The organism is Pseudoclavibacter sp. CFCC 11306 (assembly GCF_008831235.1).
Classification (GTDB): Bacteria; Actinomycetota; Actinomycetes; order Actinomycetales; family Microbacteriaceae; genus Pseudoclavibacter_A.
In genome coordinates this window covers 650191-671329 of record NZ_WBKF01000001.1, presented here as the reverse complement: position 1 = coordinate 671329, position 21139 = coordinate 650191, and the positions used below count along the sequence as shown (strand labels likewise).

14 protein-coding genes are annotated in these 21139 nt (G+C 65.2%); 10 read left to right on the top strand and 4 right to left on the bottom strand.

Features of this window, described 5'->3' with window-relative positions; all coding sequences use genetic code 11:
- The first annotated feature begins 143 nt into the window (after positions 1-143).
- The 3 genes from F8O09_RS02935 (at position 144) to clpX (ending at position 2836) form a co-directional block, all read left to right on the top strand.
- A complete protein-coding gene (locus tag F8O09_RS02935) occupies positions 144-743 on the top strand; it encodes an ATP-dependent Clp protease proteolytic subunit (RefSeq protein ID WP_158031088.1) in 600 nt (199 codons plus the stop codon).
- A gap of 107 nt (positions 744-850) precedes the next feature.
- Complete coding sequence (locus F8O09_RS02930; RefSeq protein WP_158031811.1) at positions 851-1504, top strand: ATP-dependent Clp protease proteolytic subunit; 654 nt, start codon at positions 851-853, stop codon at positions 1502-1504.
- Between the two features lie 60 nt (positions 1505-1564).
- On the top strand, positions 1565-2836 hold the full coding sequence (gene clpX / locus F8O09_RS02925) for an ATP-dependent Clp protease ATP-binding subunit ClpX (RefSeq protein ID WP_158031089.1): 1272 nt from the start codon (positions 1565-1567) through the stop codon (positions 2834-2836).
- 4 nt (positions 2837-2840) lie between these two features.
- Here clpX and F8O09_RS02920 read toward each other — a convergent pair whose 3' ends face one another.
- Together F8O09_RS02920 and F8O09_RS02915 are read right to left on the bottom strand one after the other, a co-directional pair.
- Positions 2841-3632 (bottom strand): alpha/beta hydrolase, encoded by a 792-nt coding sequence (locus tag F8O09_RS02920; protein ID WP_158053880.1) that lies wholly within the window; start codon positions 3630-3632, stop codon positions 2841-2843.
- A complete protein-coding gene (locus F8O09_RS02915; protein ID WP_158031091.1) occupies positions 3625-3888 on the bottom strand; it encodes a hypothetical protein in 264 nt (87 codons plus the stop codon). The genes F8O09_RS02920 and F8O09_RS02915 overlap by 8 nt, the downstream gene beginning before the upstream one ends.
- A gap of 116 nt (positions 3889-4004) precedes the next feature.
- Here F8O09_RS02915 and F8O09_RS02910 point away from each other — a divergent pair, with 116 nt between their 5' ends.
- Positions 4005-5345 carry an MFS transporter gene (locus F8O09_RS02910; protein WP_158053879.1) on the top strand — a complete coding sequence of 447 codons (1341 nt, stop codon included), beginning with the start codon at positions 4005-4007 and terminating at the stop codon, positions 5343-5345.
- Positions 5346-5396: 51 nt separating this feature from the next.
- On the opposite strand, the gene F8O09_RS02905 is transcribed toward F8O09_RS02910, so the two are convergent.
- Entirely contained in the window at positions 5397-6500 is a 1104-nt protein-coding gene (locus tag F8O09_RS02905; protein ID WP_158053878.1) for a radical SAM protein, read from the bottom strand.
- A gap of 173 nt (positions 6501-6673) precedes the next feature.
- Here F8O09_RS02905 and F8O09_RS02900 point away from each other — a divergent pair, with 173 nt between their 5' ends.
- The gene (locus F8O09_RS02900; RefSeq protein ID WP_158053877.1) at positions 6674-7282 is read left to right on the top strand and encodes a hypothetical protein; all 609 of its coding nucleotides are present in this window, start codon (positions 6674-6676) and stop codon (positions 7280-7282) included.
- An 826-nt stretch (positions 7283-8108) separates the two neighbouring features.
- Here the strand turns inward: F8O09_RS02900 and valS are convergent.
- Positions 8109-10757 carry a valine--tRNA ligase gene (gene valS, locus F8O09_RS02895; RefSeq protein WP_158053876.1) on the bottom strand — a complete coding sequence of 883 codons (2649 nt, stop codon included), beginning with the start codon at positions 10755-10757 and terminating at the stop codon, positions 8109-8111.
- A 215-nt stretch (positions 10758-10972) separates the two neighbouring features.
- Here valS and F8O09_RS02890 point away from each other — a divergent pair, with 215 nt between their 5' ends.
- From F8O09_RS02890 to ileS, 5 genes are all read left to right on the top strand, one after another.
- Entirely contained in the window at positions 10973-12490 is a 1518-nt protein-coding gene (locus F8O09_RS02890) for a L,D-transpeptidase family protein (protein WP_192497528.1), read from the top strand.
- A 151-nt stretch (positions 12491-12641) separates the two neighbouring features.
- Entirely contained in the window at positions 12642-15668 is a 3027-nt protein-coding gene (locus F8O09_RS02885) for an FAD-binding and (Fe-S)-binding domain-containing protein (RefSeq protein WP_158053874.1), read from the top strand.
- A gap of 163 nt (positions 15669-15831) precedes the next feature.
- The gene (locus F8O09_RS02880) at positions 15832-17061 is read left to right on the top strand and encodes a lytic transglycosylase domain-containing protein (protein ID WP_158053873.1); all 1230 of its coding nucleotides are present in this window, start codon (positions 15832-15834) and stop codon (positions 17059-17061) included.
- 79 nt (positions 17062-17140) lie between these two features.
- Positions 17141-17575, top strand: coding sequence for a pyridoxamine 5'-phosphate oxidase family protein (locus F8O09_RS02875; protein WP_158053872.1), 435 nt, complete (start codon positions 17141-17143; stop codon positions 17573-17575).
- A gap of 285 nt (positions 17576-17860) precedes the next feature.
- Positions 17861-21136, top strand: a complete 3276-nt coding sequence (gene ileS, locus F8O09_RS02870; RefSeq protein WP_158053871.1) for an isoleucine--tRNA ligase — start codon at positions 17861-17863, stop codon at positions 21134-21136.
- Positions 21137-21139 lie beyond the last annotated feature (3 nt).

The window sequence follows — 21139 nt, the reverse complement described above, 5'->3', positions numbered from 1 at the left end:
CTTTTGCCGACGGCGAACAGCGCGAACGAAGGCGGGGGATTCCAGTAGATTCATACATGTCGGCCTCTCTCGGGGCCGACGAAGCTTCGAGTGTCGTCATGACACCTGCGCCGTCGAGGCGCGCTGAGGAATGGAGAGTGGAGATGGCAGAACCCCAAGGGCAGGCATCGGTCTACGAACGCCTGCTGAAAGAGCGGATCATCTGGCTCGGCAGCGAGGTTCGCGATGAGAACGCGAACGAGATCTGCGCGAAGATCCTGCTGCTGTCCGCCGAGAACCCAGATGCTGACATCTATCTGTACATCAACTCGCCCGGTGGCTCGATCACCGCCGGCATGGCCATCTACGACGCGATGCAGTTCGTGCCGAACGACATCGTCACCGTCGGCATCGGCATGGCCGCTTCGATGGGGCAGTTCCTGCTCTCCAGCGGCACGAAGGGCAAGCGCTACGCCACCCCGAACACGCGCGTGCTGCTGCATCAGCCGCATGGCGGCTTCGGCGGCACGGCGTCAGACATCGCCATTCAGGCACAGCTGATCAGCGACATGAAGCGTCGCCTCTTCGAGCTCACCGCCGAGCAGACCGGCAAGACCGTCGAGCAGATCGCCATCGACGGCGACCGCGACCACTGGTTCAGCGCCGAAGAGGCCAAGGAATACGGCTTCGTCGATCACATCCAGGCGGCGGCTCTCAATGTCTCCGGTGGCGGCGGCACGGCGCACAAGTCGGAGGAGAAGTGAGCATGGCAGACCAGTTCGGCGACCAGCACCAGTCACACAGCGGGCAGCACCGCAGAGAGATGGGCATGCAGATGAGATTCCCCAACCTTTCCCAGGCCCCTGTCGGCATGCCGTTCGGCGGCGTGCCCAGCGGCGTCGAGATGCCCTCGTCTCGGTACATTCTGCCCGAGTTCGAAGAGCGCACCGCCTACGGCTACAAGCGTCAGAACCCGTACACGAAGCTCTTCGAAGATCGCATCATCTTTCTCGGCGTGCAGGTCGACGACGCCTCTGCTGACGATGTCATGGCGCAGCTGCTCGTGCTCGAAAGCCTCGATCCCGAGCGAGACATCCAGATGTACATCAACTCGCCCGGCGGCTCGCTGACGGCTCTCACCGCCATCTACGACACCATGCAGTACATCCGCCCCGAAGTGCAGACCATCTGCCTCGGTCAGGCGGCCTCTGCAGCCGCAGTGCTGCTGGCCGCAGGCGCACCCGGCAAGCGTCTCGCACTGCCCAACGCCCGCATCCTCATTCATCAGCCGGCAGTCGGCGGCGAGGGTGGTCACGGACAGGCCTCAGACATCGAGATTCAGGCCGCTGAGATCATGCGCATGCGCGACTGGGTCGAAGACACGCTGTCGCTGCACTCCAACCGCACCAAAGAGCAGGTGCACAAAGACATCGATCGTGACAAGATCCTCACGGCCGAGCAGGCGCTGGAGTACGGCCTCATCGACCAGGTGCTGACGACGCGAAAGACGCAGCGCCCCGCCTGACACACAGTGTCGGCGGCAGCGACTAGGCTCGTGTGATGACATCGGGAAGGAACGGCGAGTATGGCGCGCATCGGTGAGACGTCTGATCTGTTGAAGTGCTCTTTCTGCGGCAAAAGCCAGAAACAGGTGCGCAAGCTGATCGCCGGGCCCTCCGGGGTCTACATCTGTGACGAGTGCATCGAGCTCTGCAACGAGATCATCGACGAAGAGCTCACCGAGCAGCCTGCCGTCGAGCAGACCGAACTGCCCACGCCGAAAGAGATCTTCGCGTTCTTGGGCGAGTTCGTGGTGGGGCAGCAGACGGCCAAACGCGATTTGGCCGTCGCTGTCTACAACCACTACAAGCGCATTCGTGCGGCGGGCGCGAGCACAGACGAGAGCGAGCCCGTCGAGATTCAGAAGTCGAACATCCTGATGGTCGGCCCCACCGGCTGCGGCAAGACATATCTGGCTCAGACGCTGGCTCGGCGACTCAACGTGCCGTTCGCCGTCGCCGACGCCACGTCGCTGACCGAGGCCGGCTATGTGGGCGAAGACGTCGAGAACATTCTGCTCAAACTGTTGCAGGCCGCCGACTTCGACGTCGAGCGCGCGCAGCACGGCATCATCTACATCGATGAGATCGACAAGATCGCACGCAAAGCCGAGAACCCCTCGATCACTCGAGACGTCTCGGGCGAGGGCGTGCAGCAGGCTCTGCTGAAGATCATCGAGGGCACCGTCGCGTCGGTGCCTCCCCAGGGCGGCCGCAAGCACCCGAACCAGGAGTTCATCCAGATCGACACGACGAACGTGCTGTTCATCGTGGCCGGCGCGTTCGCCGGGCTCGAAGAGATCATCGCCGATCGCTCCGGCGCTCACGGTGTCGGCTTCGGCGCTCCGCTGTCGACCGAGGCCGATCGAGTGAACATCCTCTCTGAGGTCGAGCCAGAAGACCTGCGCAAGTTCGGCATGATCCCAGAGTTCATCGGTCGTCTGCCCGTGCTCACCACTGTCGACGCACTTGATCGCGCCGCGCTGATCGACATCCTGGTCGGCCCGCGCAACGCTCTGGTCAAACAGTACGAGCGCATGTTCGCGCTTGACGGCGTCGATCTCGCCTTCACCGACGACGCACTGACGGCGATCGCCGATCAGGCGGTCGAGCGTAAGACCGGTGCCCGCGGGCTTCGTGCGATTCTCGAGACCGTGCTCGGCCCGGCGATGTACGAAGTGCCCGGCAACGACGAGATCGCCAAGTGCCTCGTCACGGCCGCGGCCGTCGAAGGCACCGACTCGGTGCAGGTCTTCACACACGAAGAGGTCGAGCGCGCCGCTGAGAAGACGGCCTGACCGGTCAGCCCTGCGACTCCTTGAGCACGTGCTCGTCGAGAAATGCTGAGACGTCTGACAGCTCCTGCGCACTCACCGCGTGGCCGATGCCGGCGTAGACCCGCTCGTCCAACGCGCTGTGCGCGGGCAGCCACTGCTCTGTGAACTGCGTCAGGTGCGGCGGAATGACCGGGTCTCGGTCAGCGCGACCCCAGAACACCGGTGGGCGTTCGACGCGCAGGAGCTCATCCAGCTCACGCGGCTGCTGAGCGACGTACCCGGACAGATTCACCGTGGCACGCAGCAGGTGCGCGTGCGTGCGCAGCAGCTCGGTCGTCATCAGCCCGCCCTGCGAGAAACCCAGCACGCTGATCTGCGCGCTGCGGGAGCCGACCGGCGCGACCTCGTCGAGCCACCGCACCAGTGCATCCGCCGCCGGGCGCGCGTCGGTCTGGTCGCCGCCCGCGGCAGGCTCACGCAGAGCCGCGATCGGGTACCAGGCGAAGCCATAGTCGTTGCCCGCGTCGAGCGGCGCACGCGGCGCGGCGACGACGAACTCGGGCGGCAGGCTGCTGGCCAACGGCAGGATGTCGGACTCACGCGCGCCCCAGCCGTGCAGCATCAGCAGCAGGGGTCGGGTGGCCAGCGCCTCTGCCCGGTCTTCGCGCGAGACGTTCCAGAGCGTGTGGCGGTCGTCGATGCTCAGAACAGCGGTTCGACGCGAGTCGGCTGTCTGGGGCGCAGTCGGCTGCGATGCGTCCGACTGGTCGAGCGGATGCTGCGGCCGTGCATTCGGGTGTGCTGACGATTCAGGCATAGGGGCCTCCGTTGACGTCGTCGTCTTCGTCGAGTCTGTCGACGGTCACCTCACCGATGTCAGGCAGCCAGCTGATGGTCGTGCCGTCGTCGAGCTCTGCCACAGGGTGGCGTTCCAGCCAGGTCAAGGTCCACGACCAGCGTTCGCGCTGTGTCGGTTCGAGACCCGCCTCGACCTCGCTGATCGCGGCCAGCATCGGGTCGGGCAGGGCGAGCGGGGGAGTCACTCCGACGTTCCATCTGGTGCCGATCTGCATGAGATCCTTCCGTCATCAGTGGTCTTCTCTGCGTCGTAGGGTACCCTGTTTCACGGCCGACGGTGACCTGTGGAGGTCGCCGGCAGCGGTCGCAACCCAATTCAGGAGTCACAGATATGAGCACGACGACGTCGCCGGCACCCGGCACGCAGACCACAGGCAACTCACGCGCACGCGTGCTGGTCGCCAGCCTGATCGGCACCACGATCGAGTTCTATGACTTCTATGCCTATGCGACTGCCGCGGTGCTGGTCTTTCCGGTGCTCTTCTTTCCGAATGATCCGAACAACCCCGATCACACCGTGCAGCTGCTCTCGTCGTTCGCGATCTTCGGCGTCGCGTTTCTGGCGCGCCCGCTCGGCTCGCTGCTCTTCGGCCACTTCGGCGACCGCATCGGCCGCAAGGGCACGCTCGTCGCCTCGCTCATGTTCATGGGGATCGCGACATTTCTCATCGGCTGCCTGCCGACCTACGCCCAGATCGGCTACTGGGCGCCGGCGCTGCTCGCGCTGATGCGCTTCTGCCAGGGCATCGGCCTCGGCGGTGAATGGTCGGGCGCGGCCCTGGTGGCGACCGAGAACGCGCCGAAGGCCAAGCGTGCGCTCTGGGGAACCTTCCCACAGCTGGGAGCCCCGCTCGGCTTCATCCTGGCGAACCTGGTGTTTCTGTGGCTGGCGCTCGGGCTCGATGAAGAGGGCTTTCTCAGCTGGGGTTGGCGAGTGCCGTTCCTGGTGAGCATCGCTCTGGTGGCGATCGGCCTGTGGGTGCGGCTGCGTCTGGTCGAGGCTCCGGCCTTCCAACAGGTGGTCGACCGCGGTGAGATCGAGAAGCAGCCCATCGTGACGTCGTTCACGGGCTACTGGCGCGAGATCGTGATCGGCACCTTCCTGATGGCGGCGACCTACACGGTCTTCTATCTGGTGAACACCTTCGCACTGACCTTCGGGACGACTCCGGCCACTAAGACGCCCGGCGGTCTCGGCTATGACCGCAGCACGTTCATTCTGCTGTTGATCTTCGGCTGCGTCTTCTTCACGGTCACGACGCTGCTCAGCGGCATCGTCGCCGATCGCATCGGCCGTCGCCGGCTGAACACCATCGTGAACGTGGCGATGGCGGTCTTCGGCATCGTGTTCGGCCCGCTGCTCGGCGGCGGCTTCGCCGGACTGATCGTCTTTCTCGTGGTCGGCTTCTCGCTCACCGGCTTCGCGTTCGGGCCGATGGCTTCGACGCTGCCCGAGCTGTTTCCGACGCGTGTGCGCTACACCGGGTCGGCCATCGCCTACAACCTCTCGGCGATCGTCGGTGCCGCAGTGGCTCCGTTCATCGCGGTCTGGCTGTGGAGCCTCGGTGGTGGCAGCGCATTCTGGGTCGGCATCTACCTGACCGTGATGTGCCTGATCTCGCTGGTCGCGATTCGTCTCGCGCCCGAGACGAAAGACGTCGAGTACCACTGACCCGTTGCTCGACGTCGAGGGGCGGCTGAGCGTTGCACAGTAGTGTGCAGTTCAGCTGGGCTGACTCCGGTGAGCTGTTTCAGAACAGCGTGGGTACCGCGGATGCGTCAGTCGCCAGCGGGGATTGGCTGCGCGCCGGTGCTGCGGCCGAGGTGCTCGGGGAGTGGGAGCAGCCTGTGCCCCAGGCTGAGAGCCGTCGAGCCGATACAACGAGATCAACGGCTTGATCAACCCTGCGAGGTGGCGCCGGTAGTCGCTGGTCGCTCGGTCTCCTTTCGGGTACAGCTCGGTGTACCTGTCGACAAGGTCGGGATGATACTCCCGCAGCCAGCGCATGAACCATGGGCGCACGTGGGGGCGCAGGTGCAGCACTTGATAGAGCACGCGGTGGGCACCGGCTTCTCCGACAGTCTGAAGAGTGTGCATCAGGCTTGACCGGCTGTCGGTGAGCAGTGGCAGAATCGGCATCAGGAACACTCCGACGTCGAGGCCGAGATCACGCGCACGGGATACTGTGCGCAGTCGAGCCTGAGCGCTCGGCGTGCCCGGCTCGAACTGTTGGCGCAGCTGGTCGTCGACGATGGGAATCGACATCGACACGCTCACCGGCACCTGTGTCGCGAGTTCGGAGAGCAGAGGCAGATCGCGTCTGATCAGCGTTCCCTTCGTCAGCACTGAGAAGCCGATGCCTGACTGCGCGAGCTCGCGGTAGATACCGGGCATCAGTGCGTAGCGACCCTCGCAGCGCTGATATGGGTCGGTGTTCGAACCGAGCATCACGAACGGCACGCGGCCGACATGCGAGGTACGCAGCTCCTGATGCAGGCGTTCGACGATGTTCGTCTTGACCACGATCTGCGTGTCGAAGTCGTGACCTGTGTCGAAGTCGAGGTACCGGTGGCTGCCCCGAGCGAAGCAGTAGGTGCACGCGTGCGAACAGCCGCGATAGGGATTGATCGTGTAGGCCCCGGGAAACTCGCTGCTCGCGTCTGGCACACGGTTCAGCGCGGAACGTGCGAGCACCTCGTGGTAGACGAGGTCTGCGAACCCTGGGGTGCGGACTTCGTGGGTGACCTCGCTGAGGCTTTCGATGCGGTCGAGTCCGCTCAGAGCATCGAGGTCGGTGTGTGCAGTCTCTTGTGCATGCCAGCGCATGATGTGATTCGAACATATATTCGAATGATCGTCAAGCTGGTCGTCGCTCGTCGCTACGAAGACCGAGACGGGCCCAACGTGTGCCTGCGGTCAGCTGCCCGGAAGCTCGGTTCTGCTAGTGTGCGTACTGCGGGTGTCGCGGGCAGGTCAAAGGGGTGGGGAATATGAGAAGAGTGTCTGTCATTCTGGGGGCTCTCGGGTTCCTCGCTGTGGTCATCGGAGTCGCCGTGTTCCTGCTGAGTTCGCATTCGGCTGCGCCAGAGCAAGCAGCACAAGAGCAAGAGGCACAAGAGCAAGAAGTGCCCTCCAGCTCCGGGCCGTTATCCTCAGTCGAGGACGAATACACACAGGCGATCCAAGGCAGCCTTGCGAATGACCTGCAGCTGCCAGACGGCGTTTCATGGCCCTCACTGTCCGAGATGGTGGTCAGAAGTGATTTCGCCACAGACCCATCGTCTGCAGGGTTCGGGGCCGGTGAGGTCGAGCTGACGTACGAGGCCGGAACGGGAGTCGGGCAGGCACTTTCCTTCTATGCCTGGGCGTGGGAAGCAGAATCCGTCAGAGCGCAGCGAGAAGGCGACTCTGACGCTCTGCGAAAGGCGTTGGACAAGTTGAAAGAGTGGACTTCGCTCCCTCAGACCACTCAGTATCATGCGAGCCCGGACGGTTGGTATCACGCAGTCGTTGAGCCCGCGCGCAGGGGTGACTTCGCCGCCATTGAGGAAGAGGTCAGCGCCGGGCCGCCAAAGCTGCCCGCGACTGCCGAACAAACAGGACTCTAGTCAGCCTGCGTGCAGGATCGAGGCGATGCCGTCTGCGTTCGTCATTCGTGCAGCCGGCGACTGATCGCCTTAACTCTGTACCCCGACAACTGAACAAAGGGTGATGAATATGTCGTGTCGTCGTTGGTGTGCTGGTGTTGCGCGGCTGTGTGCTGTCTTCGTGTCTGTTCTCGTTGCGACACTCTGTTTGAGTGGCTGTTCTGATGACGATGCGCCAGCTCCAAGCCCGAACGAGATACGGCTCATCAACTTCCACTCCGAAGGCGTGGTTCGGGAGATGAACCGAGCGATTGACACCGGAAAGCTTGGCTCTGGTGTGCCTTTGAGCACAGCCGAATCTGATGTCTTGAACTGGCTGAGAACTCCAGAAGTCGCCAATGCGGGCTCTGTGTATTTCGGTGTGCTGTCCGTCGAATCATTGGACGACCAGCATTCCCTATTCCACCTCGTGGTTTTTATCGGTATCGGTTCCGCTGACCCCTGGCACATACCCCGCCAAGATCCTGACGCACCCATTGAGGCGAGGACATGTATCAATATCCCTGTCACCCTCGGGACCCAAGCACACGCCGACGCCTTCACCCGCGTCGCCTGCCCACCAGACACCCCGACGAATTCACGGCAGGAACTGCCAGACGGTACTCGGATACCCTATTTCCCCGCAATGTGAATCAGATCCAGGGACAGCTTTCTGCGCACCCAAGGTTCTTACATGAACATCAGATCCTCGCTGAAGTGACAGCCCGGCCGGAATCACAGCGATAGATGGGCGAAGAGGCGGATGCCACGGAGCATCCGCCTCTCAATTCGGCCTGCCACAGACCGCCTACTGGTCGAGCGAGCCGAACTCCACATCGCTGACGGTGAACTGCTCGCCGTCTTCGGCCAGCACGATCTGCTCTGCCTTGGCGACCGAACGCAGATCGTCGAGCGCGAGAGCGACCTGCTGGATGCGGTCTGCCGGCCCGTGCAGCGTGGCCGTCACGATCGGGGTGCGCATCTTGACCTTCGCCTCGGTCTTCGCCCGGCGGAAGGTGATCAGCGCATCGCTGACCGCCGCGAACACGCCGCCCTCGTCGATATCGTCGCCAGCAGCATCGGCTGACTCTGCGGCGGGAGCCGCAGGAGCCAGAACTTCGGCAGCAGTCGGCCAGGGCTGACGGTGGATCGACTCGTCGTGCGTCCAGCTGTAGACCTCTTCGGTTGCGTACACGATGAACGGAGCGAAGAGCCGCAGCAGCACCTCGAGTGCCGTCTGCAGGGTGACCAGAGCCGAGTCTCGCTCAGCGTCGCCGGCCGCGCCGTAGGCACGCTCTTTGACGATCTCGATGTAGTCGTCGCAGAACGTCCAGAAGAACGACTCGGTCACTTCGAGCGCACGAGCATGGTCGTACGCGTCGAAAGCCTTGGTCGACTGCTCGACGACCTCTGCCAGCGTCGCCAGCAGGCTGATGTCGAGCGGGTTCGTCGCCTGCGCGCCTTGGGGAGCCTGACCGAAGGCGAGCACGAACTTGGCCGCGTTCAGAATCTTGATCGCCAGACGGCGGCCGACCTTGATCTGCTTCGGGTTCTGCGGGTCGAACGCGGCATCGGTGCCCAGCTTGTAGGCAGCCGCCCAGTAACGCACGGCGTCCGAGCTGAACTGCTCGAGCAGGCTCAGCGGGGTGACGACGTTGCCCTTCGACTTCGACATCTTCTTGCGGTCGGGGTCGACGATGAAGCCCGAGATCGTGGTGTGCGACCACGGCAGGCGGTGATCTTCGAGCTCGCTGCGCAGCAGGGTCGAGAACAGCCAGGTGCGGATGATGTCCTGCGCCTGAGGGCGCAGATCATAGGGTGCGACGAGATCCCAGAGCTCAGGATCGCGCTCCCAGCCGCCGGCCAGCTGCGGAGTGAGCGAGGAGGTCGCCCAGGTGTCGAGCACGTCTACCTCGCCGACGAAGCCGCCGGCCTGCCCTCGCTGCGACTCGTCGAAGCCGGCGGGCGCCTGGGATGAGGGGTCGACCGGAAGCTGCGACTCATCGGGCACGATGGGGTGCTCATAGTCGGTGACGCCCTCGGCATCGATCGGGTACCAGACCGGAATCGGCACGCCGAAGTAGCGCTGACGACTCACCAGCCAGTCTCCGTTGAGGCCGTCGACCCAGTTGTCGTAGCGCACGTGCATGAACGCCGGGTGCCACTCCAGCTCGTTTCCGCGCTCTTTCAGCGTGGCACGCAGCTTCTCGTCGCCCGCGCCGTTCGAGATGTACCACTGGCGCGTGCTGACGATCTCGAGCGGGCGATCGCCCTTCTCGAAGAACTTGACCGGATGCTTGATCGGCTTGGGGTCGCCCAGCATCTCGCCCGATTCCTGCAGCGCCGCGACGACGGCCTTCTGGGCTGAGAACACCGTCTTGCCCACGAGCTGAGCGAAGGCCTCGCGACCCTGCTCGTCGGTGATCCACTCCGGGCTCAGATCGATGACGCGACCGTCCTGGCCGATGATGGTGCGGTTCGGCAGGTGCAGCTCGCGCCACCACACCACGTCGGTGACATCACCGAAGGTGCAGATCATCGCGATGCCCGACCCCTTGTCGGGCTGGGCGAGACGGTGGGCGAGCACCGGCACCTCGACACCGAAGAGGGGTGTGCGCACCGTGGTGCCGAAGAGCTTCTGGTACCGCTCGTCGTCGGGATGCGCCACGAGCGCGACGCAGGCAGGCAGCAGCTCTGGGCGAGTCGTCTCGATGATGACGTCTTCGCCGTCATGTGCGCCCGTGCCGTGGAAGGCCAGAGAATGATAGGCGCCGTCGCGCTCGCGGTCTTCGAGCTCGGCCTGTGCCACCGCGGTGCGGAAGGTGACGTCCCAAAGCGTGGGAGCATCCGCCTGATACGCCTCACCGCGCGCCACATTGCGCAGAAATGCCAGCTGACTGGCCGTGATCGACTCGTCGCCGATGGTGCGGTAGGTCTGGTTCCAGTCGACCGAGAGCCCCACTGAGCGCCAGAGCTGCTCGAACTGCTTCTCGTCTTCTTTGGTCAGGCGTTCGCAGAGCTCGATGAAGTTGCGACGCGAGATGGGCTGCTGGTCGGCCGCCTTCACACTCTTGCCGTCGCCGCCTTCGAACGGGGGAACGAAGTCTGGAGTGTAGGGGAGTGAGGGATCGCAGCGCACGCCGTAGTAGTTCTGGACGCGTCGTTCGGTCGGCAGGCCGTTGTCATCCCAGCCCATCGGGTAGAAGACCTCTTTGCCCTGCGCGCGCTGGTACCGGGCGATCACGTCGGTGTGCGTGTAGCTGAAGACGTGGCCGATGTGCAGTGAGCCGGATGCGGTGGGCGGGGGCGTGTCGATCGAATAGACGCCCTTGGCCTTGGCGGCATCGCGATCGAAGTGGAAGGTGCCCTGCTGATCCCACTTGGCGTTCCACTTCTGCTCGAGGCCTTCGAGTGCGGGTTTGTCGGGGATGCCGTTTGCAGCGGAATCGGTCACCAGAGGTGCTCCTTCAGTATGTGCGGCACCGCGTCATGAGCCGAAAAGGGCTGCTGTGTGCCTGAATGTCGGATACGGGTCGACGAAAGGTCGATCGAATTCAGCATACACATGGGCGTTTCGTCCCCTGGCGAGCTTGGTTGTCTGTACTAATATGAGTCGACAGACATCAGTGCCCGTCTCGCTTACGAGGCTGCACGGCGAGAGGAAGCATGCCCATGGGGGACAACGTCACTTTGGATCGGGGCACCGGCACGGGGACGACTCCGGCTGCCAAGCCCACGACCCAGCTGATCGATGTCGCGGCCGCAGGCGGCATGCCTCCCGCAGGAGGGGCAGATCGGGGTTCTGGCACGACTGGGCCTGCTCGCAAGCGCCGCCGCAAAGCACCATTTATCTTGGGCGGGGCAGGTGTGCTCGTTCTCGCCGCCATCGGTTTCGGGGCCTGGTACTCAGCTGACCACGTCGCTCCCGGCGTCACGTATGCCGGCGCAGACCTCGGTGGTCAGAGCGGCGAACAGGCGGCACAGATCATTCAGCGTCAGTTCGATCGGCACTCGGTGCCGTTCAGCTTCGACGGCACCCAGCAGCAGGTCAGCGCCGCCGACTTGGGGCTGCAGATCGATGCGCAGCAGACGGCGCACGACGTGATCGCAGGTCAGCCGGCCTGGCAGTTCTGGCGGTGGAACAGCTCATCGACCGTCTCTCCGCAGGTCTCAGCCGATGCTGCGGCAGAGGGCACGTTCTTCTCTGAGGCATGGCCAGCGGCCTATACGGTCACCGAGCCGAGCCTGGAGTATCAGGCCGCGAAGGCCTCGTTCACAGTCGTTCCCGGGCAGGCCGGCCAGGGAGTCGACGCGGCCGCCGTGCAGACGGCGTTCCTCGACTCCTTCGTACATGGCGACTCCACGGCTCAGCGCGTGAGCCAGAGTGAGGTGCAGCCCACGATCACCGACGAACAGGCTCATGCCGCTCTGCCCACGGCGCAGCAGCTTGTGCGCAAGATGACTTTTCAGGCCGGGGGCAAGCCGCTGATCACGGCCGATGCGGCCACGGTCGGGTCGTGGGTCAAAATCTCTGATCGCGACGGCCAGTTCAGCGCGGTCTATGACACCAAGGCCATCAGCGACTTCGTCAAGCAGAATGCACCTGCGAAGCTCGACCCGACGCCCAAGACGCAGACGGTGCTTGCCTCTGACGCCAACGTCGTGCTCGTGCCCGGCAGCACCGGCAAGACGCTGGGCGATGTGACGTCCTTCGCCGAAGACGTCGCCACGAAGGCCGCCGCAGGCGACAGCTCGTTCGATCTGCCGGTCACCGAAGTGCCATTCGAGACCAAGACCCTTGACCGCAAGATCGACATCAACCTCGCGTCACGCTCGGCCTCGCTGATCGAGAACGGTCAGGTCGTCACGACCTTCCCGATGTCTCCCGGCCTGCAGACGAACTCCGGGGCGATGCAGGCGGCGAAGACCTCGACCAAGGTCGGCAACTACAAGGTCTGGTACAAGACGACGGTGCAGAACATGGGCTGCACGCCCCAGTACGACTACTGCACAAAAGACGTCAAATGGTCCACGTTCTTCAACGGCGACCAGGCGCTGCACGGCACCTATTGGCACAATCAGTTCGGCATCTCGGACATGAGCCATGGCTGCGTGAACCTGCGTGAGACCGATGCGAAGACGGTCTATGACTTCGCCCCGATCGGCACTCCGGTCTCTGTGCACTACTGATTCGATGCACCGGCTTCGAACGCTCAGCTCTCAGGTCTGGGGCGTGCGCTCGCCGATCTCTCCGCTGCGTGCATTGTAAGATTCGACCTGTGCGCACATGAGCGCGAAACTCATTCCACGACGCACGGGGGAATCTCGAAAGGAAGATCGCATGTCGACATTGGCCGGCACCCCGGTGCTTCGACCGCCGGCGGATGCTGCAGCGCTGGACGCTGACATCGTCGCCGAGATCGCGGGTGCGCTGAGCGGTGGTGCGGCCGATGTGGATTCGGGCACGCGCCGCAGGGCCGAGTATTCGTCAGATGCCTCTGTGTATCGCGTCGCTCCACGTGCCGTTGTCTTTCCTCGCACGGCCGAAGACATCGGCGCAGTCATGCGCATCGCCCGATCGCACCAGCTGCCGGTCACCATGCGCGGTGCCGGCACGTCGATCGCAGGCAACGCCATCGGCCCGGGCATCGTGCTCGACACCTCTCGGCATTACAACCGCATCCTCTCGCTCGATCCAGAAGCCCGCACCGCCGTCGTGCAGCCCGGTGTGCTGCTCGCAGCGATTCAGAAAGCCGGCGCCCCGCACGGGCTGCGCTTCGGGCCCGATCCCTCCACGTGGACGCGCTGCACCATCGGCGGCTCCATCGGCAACAACGCCTGCGGCCCCCATGCGCTCGCCTGGGGGCGCAGCGCCGACCAGGTGATCGATCTCGATGTGGTCGACGGCACCGGTCGTCGGTTCACGGCCTCGACCGGGCTCGACGAGTTTCCCGAGCTGCGTGACATCGTTCACGGCGGTCTCGCCACGATCCGTCGAGAGTTCGGCACGTTCGGCCGCCAAGTGTCAGGCTATTCGCTCGAGCATCTGCTGCCCGAGCGCAAAGAGAATCTGGCACGCATGCTCGCGGGCACGGAGGGCACGCTGTGCGTGATCCTGCAGGCCACCATTCGGCTGGTGCCGGTGCCGACCGCCCCGCACCTCGTCGTCTTGGGCTACCCCGACATGTTCGAGGCGGCCGACGACGTGGTCAATCTTCTGCCGCTGAAGCCGTTGGCCATCGAAGGAATGGACTCCAGGCTGGTCGATGTGGTGCGTCAGCACAAAGGCGACGGTGCGGTGCCTGAACTGCCCACGGGTGCCGGCTGGATGATGGTCGAGGTCGGCGGCGTCGACGAGGCCGATGCCCGCGAGCGAGCCCACCAGCTCGCCGAGGCATCCGCAAGCGACGAGGTCGCGGTCTTCCCACCAGGGCCCGATGCGACCGCGATGTGGCGCATCAGAGCAGATGGAGCGGGTCTCGGCGGTCGCACGCCGGCAGGGGAGCAGGCCTGGCCCAACTGGGAGGACGCCGCCGTGCCGCCCGCCCGCCTCGGCGAGTATCTGCGTCGATTCGACGCGCTGATGAAGGAGTACCGACTCGACGGTCTGATGTACGGCCACTTCGGCGACGGCTGCACGCACATCCGCATCGACTTCCCGCTTGATCGCGACCCGCAGGTGATGCGCGACTTCATGGAGCGCGCCGCCGATCTCGTGGCGACCTACGGCGGCTCGCTCTCGGGAGAGCACGGTGATGGTCGGGCGCGATCCGAGCTGCTTCCGCGCATGTACTCTGCTGACGCGATCGATCTCTTTCGCCGGGTCAAAGGCGTGTTCGATCCGGACTCTCTGCTCAACCCGGGCGTGCTGGTCGATCCTGATCCCATCGACGAGCACGTGCGACGCCCGAACGCCGGGCCGGTGCCGGCATCCGGCGGCTTCTCGTTCGAGAGCGATCACGGCGACTTCTCGAAGGCGGTGCACCGCTGCATGGGGGTCGGCAAGTGCCGCGCCGACATGCGTGCCGCCGGCGGGTTCATGTGCCCTTCGTACCAGGCGAGCAAAGACGAGAAAGACTCGACGCGCGCACGCGCCCGTGTACTGGAAGAGATGATCCGAGGCACGCTGGTCGACGGCGGGTGGGATGCCCCCGAGGTGGCCGACGCGCTCGACCTGTGCCTCTCGTGCAAGGCCTGTTCGAGCGACTGCCCGGCCGGCATCGACATGGCTCAGTACAAGTCTGAGGTGCTGTACCACAAGCACAAGGGACGGGTGCGGCCCATATCGCACTACTCGCTGGGCTGGCTGCCGCGCTGGCTGCGCCTGGTGGGCATCGCTCCGGCAGCGGTCAACGCGATCATGAAAGTGCCCGGCGTGCAGCAGGCGATCATCCGAGGCGGCGGCATGGATCGTCGTCGGCGCATGCCCGGCTTCGCCCCTCAGCAGTTCGGGCGCTGGCTCAAACGCGACGGTCGACGACGCTCGCATGACTTCTTCACCGATGTCGACTGGGTCGCGTCGGTGGGCGGGCGAGCAGGAGCGGCGACGGGCATGCTTCCTGTGGATGCTGCAGGAAGTGACGCGCGGCGGGGCGCGGTGGCGGCGCGGCGGGCGGGAGTTCGCACCCCGGTCGTACTGTGGACCGACTCGTTCAGCAACGGCATCGCGCCGGAGATTCCACGGGCGGCCGTCGCCGTGCTGGAAGATGCCGGCTATGAGGTGGTGCTGCCGCCGGACAACGCCTGCTGTGGGCTGACCTGGATCACGACCGGCCAGTTGGACGGCGCGAAGTCTCGGCTCGAGGATCTGCTGGGCAAGCTGGGACCGTTCGCGGCTCGCGGCATTCCGATCCTGGGGCTCGAACCCTCGTGTACGGCGGTGCTGCGCAGCGACCTGCTGCACCTCTTGCCGAACGATCCGCGTTCGCAGGTCGTCGCTGACCATGTGTTCACCCTCTCTGAGCTGCTCAGCGCACCCGCGCCTCTCGGGCCGAGGCCCGACTGGCAGCTGCCCGATCTGCACGGCACCACCGCAGTGGTGCAGCCGCACTGCCACCAGTACTCGGTGATCGGGTTCGCCCCCGATCGTGCGCTGCTCAAACGTGCCGGCGTCGAGTTCACCGAGCTGGCCGGCTGCTGCGGGCTCGCCGGAAACTTCGGCATGGAGAAGGGGCACTACGAGACCTCGGTCGCCGTCGCCGAGAACGCTCTGCTGCCGGCGCTGCGCGAGGCCGACCAGAGCTGCGGCGGTGACTACGTCTACCTGGCCGACGGGTTCTCGTGTCGCACTCAGGCAGACAACCTCGCCGACAAAGACGGGCGGGCGCTCGCCCAGCTTTTGGCCGACGGACTGCACCTGAGGTACTGACAGGGGCGGGAGCCTCTCTGCGGCTGCCAGCTCTGGCTTCGCGGGCGCAGATGCGAACACGGCATGGGTTGACTAGGGTCGAGAGTGTCGTCTTGACGAGCTGGGGGCGGTTCTCGCCTCACTCGGTCGGACGACGCATCGCTGCAGGAGAGTGAGAGACCGGATGACCTCGAGACGACGACCGCTGCGCTGGGTGGCAGGGTCTGCGGCTGCGTGCACGCTGGCAACCGCTCTCGCGGTCACCCCTTCGTCGCTCGCCCCCGGGCGGGTCGACCTGCCTCTCGCCCGTGCCGATGCCGCCGGTGACACCCAGTCGCAGATCGACGCGATCAACGGGCAGCTCGATGATCTCGAGCAACGTTCCGACGAAGCCGGTGACGCCGCGGTACGCGCACAGGGCGATGCGAGCGACGCCCAACAGGCCCTCACCACGGCCACAGAGCAGGTGGCGGCGCTGCAGGGACAGATCGACACCGCTCGCGCCGCCGCCGACGAAGCTCGTCGAAACAGCACCTCCGCAGTGCAGCAGCTCGCGCGAGGCACCGGGATGGAGGCAGACCCGGCGGGGCAGCTCGTGACCAGTCGCGATCCCTCTGCCGCGCTCTGGCGGCTGACCACACTCGGGCAGGTCTCGCAGCAGACCGATCAGCGCATGACCGAGGCAGGGCAGCGAGCCAGCGAGCTCCAGGCGCTCACCGACCAGCAGCAGCAGGTCGAATCCGAACGCGAGCGTCTCGCCCGCGAAGCCGAGAGCGACGCTCAGGCCGCGAGTGCGGCATCCGCTTCGGCTGACGCGGCTGTCAGCGCTCTGCAGACCCAGCAGCAGGGGCTGCTGCAGCAGCTTGCCGACATCAAGCGCACGACTGCGGCGCAGGAGGCCGAGGAGCGACGACAGCGTGAGCTGGCGGCCTCGATCGCCGCATCGAACCAGCCGCAGGCCGCAGCCTCCGACAGTGCGCCAGCCCGCAGCAGCGCGCCGGCTCAGCCGCAGACGCCAGCTGCACCGAACCGTCCTGCTCCCGCTCCTGCGCCGGCTCCTGCGCCTGCACCGGCACCAGCTCCGGCCCCAGCGCCGAGCGGCGGTTCGTCTCCTGCGGCGGCGAAGGCGTACGCTCAGTCGCGCATCGCCCAGATGGGCTGGGGCAACGACCAGTTCGTCTGTCTGGTCAATCTCTGGCAGAAAGAGTCTGGGTGGCAGGTCAACGCTGAGAACCGCAGCAGCGGTGCCTATGGCATTCCGCAGTCTCTGCCGGGCAGCAAGATGGGCTCAGTCGGAGCTGACTGGAGAACCAACGCTCAGACGCAGATCGAGTGGGGGCTGGGCTACATTCGCGGTCGCTACGGCACGCCCTGTGGCGCTTGGGGTCACTCGCAGTCGACCGGCTGGTACTGACGCTCACCGAGGCTCGCGAGGCCTCTGCCACTCGACGTCCAGAGTGGACTCTTCCCACCACAGGGTGTACATCTGATGTATGGAAGACAACACAGTGATCACTCGAGTCGGCGAAGACGAGGCCTGGCAGCTGTTCACCACGAACACCCTCGGCCATCTCGGTTTCATCGTCAACGATGCCCCTGAGGTGCTGCCCGTGAACTACGCTGTTCGCGACCGCAGCATCCTGCTGCGCACCGCTCCCGGCACGAAGCTCTTCGGCGTGACGGCGAACCCGAAGGTCGCCTTCCAGACCGAGCAGTACACCGAGACGGGCGGTTGGAGCGTCGTGGCCAAAGGAACTGCCGAGGTGCTGACCTCTGCGAGCGCACTCGAAGCGGCCGAACAGGCCGGGCTCAGGCCGTGGGTGCCGACCGTCAAAGAGAACGTCGTGCGCATCGTGGTCAGCGAGATCACGGGTCGTCGATTCGCTTTCGGCCCAGAGCCGGAGGCGGAACCGGAGGGCGCAGCCTGATTGCAGGGGCACCCCGTGGCCTCTGCGGGGTCGGGCCGATCGCGCTACACTGAGATACTGCACTGATCCGGCCATCACCGGGGAGCATCTGGAAGAACCGCAGGTCGCCGCGAACGACAGGCGCAGTAGACCCAGACGGGTCCGGCCCGAGACAGCCGAAGAGAAGCGGTTCGTCGGTGTCGTCATCAGACGAGACAGGCGAGCAAGCGAGGTGGTACCGCGCACGTCTTTCGCAGAAGGGCGGCGTCCTCGTGCAGGTGAACGAGCACGAGAGTGACACGCGCAATGGTCTATCCGCTTCCCAGCCCCGGCAGCGAGCATCCCGAATCAGTCCAGCCTTCGCCGAGCTTCCCCGCTGTCGAGCAGGGCATCCTGGCCTTCTGGAAGGGCGATGACACCTTTCAGAAGTCGATCGACCAGCGACGCGACCAGCACGCCCCCGAGTGGGTCTTCTACGACGGCCCTCCGTTCGCCAACGGTCTGCCGCACTATGGGCACCTGCTGACCGGCTATGCCAAAGACGTCTTTCCCCGCTTTCACACCATGCGCGGCCAGCGCGTCGAGCGCCGCTTCGGCTGGGACACCCACGGGCTGCCCGCTGAGCTGCAGGCCGAGAAAGAACTCGGCATCACCGACAAGCGCGAGATCGAAGAGACCTTCGGCATCGCGAAGTTCAACGAGGCGACTCGCGCCAGCGTGCTGCGCTTCACCAACGAGTGGCGCGAGTACGTCACTCGCTCGGCCCGCTGGGTCGACTTCGACAACGACTACAAGACGCTCGACCTCACCTACATGGAGAGCGTCATCTGGGCGTTCAAGACCCTCTATGACAAGGGCCTGATCTACGACGGCTATCGTGTGCTGCCCTACAGCTGGTACGAGCAGACGCCGCTGTCGAACCAGGAGACGAAGCTCGACGACGCCTACAGGATGCGTCAGGATCCCACCGTCACGGTCACCTTCCCGCTGACCGGCGACAAAGCAGCCGCGCTCGGGCTCGAGGGTGCCAAGGCGATCGCCTGGACGACGACCCCGTGGACGCTGCCGACGAACCTCGCGCTCGCGGTCGGCCCCGAGATCGTCTATGCGGTCGTGCCTGCCGGTGAGGCCGGTGCAGGCGACGGCTCGCCTGCGGGCACACGGTTCGTGCTGGCCCGCGATCTGGTCGGGTCACATGCGAAGGCCCTGGGGTATGACTCTGCCGGGGCCGCGCAGGATGCCGTGGAGCGCACGCTGCAGGGTGCCGAACTCGAGCACGTGCGTTACGAGCGCCTGTTCGACTACTTCGCCGATGCAGAGCAGTACGGCACGCAGAACGCCTGGCAGATCCTGGTGGCTGACTACGTGTCGACCACAGACGGCACGGGCATCGTCCATCAGGCTCCGGCCTATGGCGAAGACGACCAGCTGACCTGCCAGAAGTACGACATCCCCGTCGTACTCTCGGTCAATCAGGCGGGTGAGTTTCTGCCCAGCGTGCCCGAGGTCGCCGGAGTAAACGTGTTCGAGGCGAACAAGACGCTGATCAAGCTGGTCAAGTCGCACGGCCGTCTGCTCGAACAGGCGACCATCGAGCACTCCTACCCGCACTCCTGGCGCAGCGGCAAGCCGCTCATCTACATGGCGCTGCCTGCCTGGTTCGTGAACGTGACCAAGGTCAAAGACCGCATGATCGCGCTCAACCAGCAGATCAACTGGGTGCCCGACAACGTCAAAGACGGTCAGTTCGGCAAGTGGCTCGAGAACGCCCGCGACTGGAACATCTCGCGCAACCGCTACTGGGGCGCACCGATCCCGGTGTGGAAGAGCGACGATCCCGAGTACCCGCGCGTCGACGTCTACGGCTCGATCGAGCAGCTCGAACATGACTTCGGTGTGAAGGTCGACAACCTGCACCGGCCCTACATCGACGAGCTCACCCGGCCGAATCCCGACGACCCGACCGGCAAGTCGACCATGCGCCGCGTGCCCGAGGTGCTCGACTGCTGGTTCGAGTCGGGCTCGATGCCCTTCGCACAGGTGCACTACCCGTTCGAGAACAAAGAGTGGTTCGACACCCACAACCCCTCTGACTTCATCGTCGAGTACATCGGGCAGACCCGCGGCTGGTTCTACAACATGCATGTGCTCGCCACCGCGCTCTTCGACCGCCCCGCATTCACCAACGTGATCAGCCACGGCATCGTGCTCGGCAACGACGGGCAGAAAATGTCGAAGTCCCTGCGCAACTATCCCGACGTCAACGAGGTCTTCGATCGCGACGGCTCGGACGCCATGCGCTGGTTCCTGATGTCGAGCCCGGTGCTGCGCGGCGGCAACCTCATCGTGACCGAAGAGGGCATCCGCGAAGGTGTGCGCCAGGTCATCCTGCCGCTCTGGAGCACCTGGTACTTCTTCCAGATGTACGCGAACACGGCACGGCCCGCCGGTTCGTCGGCGTCCGGCTACGAGGCGAAGTGGCGAACCGACTCGACCGACGTGCTCGACCGGTACCTGCTGGCCAAGACCGGTGACCTGGTGCGCACGGTCGAGGCCGCGCTCGAAGGCCTCAACGGCGTCGACGCGACCGACGCGCTGAGGCAGTTCGCAGACGTGCTGACCAACTGGTACGTGCGACGCAGTCGCGACCGTTTCTGGGTGGGCGAAGACACCGACGCGTTCGACACGCTCTACACGGTGCTCGAGACGGTCACGCGTGTGGCCGCTCCGCTGCTGCCGCTGGTCACCGAGCGCATCTGGAAGGATCTCACCGGGGGCGAGAGCGTGCACCTGCAGAACTGGCCCGATGCCGGTGCGTTCCCGAAAGACGACGACCTGGTCGCCGCGATGGACCAAGTGCGCGACGTCTCGAGCGCCGCCCTCGCGCTGCGCAAGGCCGAGCACCTGCGGGTGCGTCTGCCGCTGTCGAAGCTCACCGTCGTCGAGGCGGGCGCGGATGCGCTGGCTCCGTTCGCCGACATCCTGCGTGACGAGCTCAACGTGAAGTCGGTCGACCTCGTCGAGCTCAGCGAGCAGACCGCAGAGCGCTTCGGCGTGTCAAAGCGACTGACCGTGCATGCTCGGGTGTGTGGCCCACGCCTCGGGCGCGAGGTGCAGACCGCCATCAAGGGCTCCAAGACCGGCGACTGGAGTGCAGAGGGCGACCAAGTCGTCTCGGGCGGCATCGCCCTGCAGCCGGGGGAGTACTCGATCGATCTGGTCGCCGACGCGAGCTCTGACAGAGGCACCGATCACGCGGTCGGGCTGCTTTCGGGCGGCGGTTTCGTCCTGCTCGAAACCGCGGTGACCCCTGAGCTCGCCGCCGAAGGGCTTGCGCGTGACACGGTGCGCCAGGTGCAGCAGGCACGACGCGCAGCCGGACTCGAGATCAGCGATCGCATCCACCTCACCTTGGGCGGCGACGACGCTGTGCGTGCGGCGCTCGAGGCCAATCGTGATCTGATCGCCGCCGAGACACTTGCGACCGACCTCCATGTCGTCACCGTCGAAGCGCTCGGCGACGAGGCAGACCAGCCCGTCGGCGACGGCGAGCGGGTCGGCATCCTGATCGAGAAGGCCTGAACC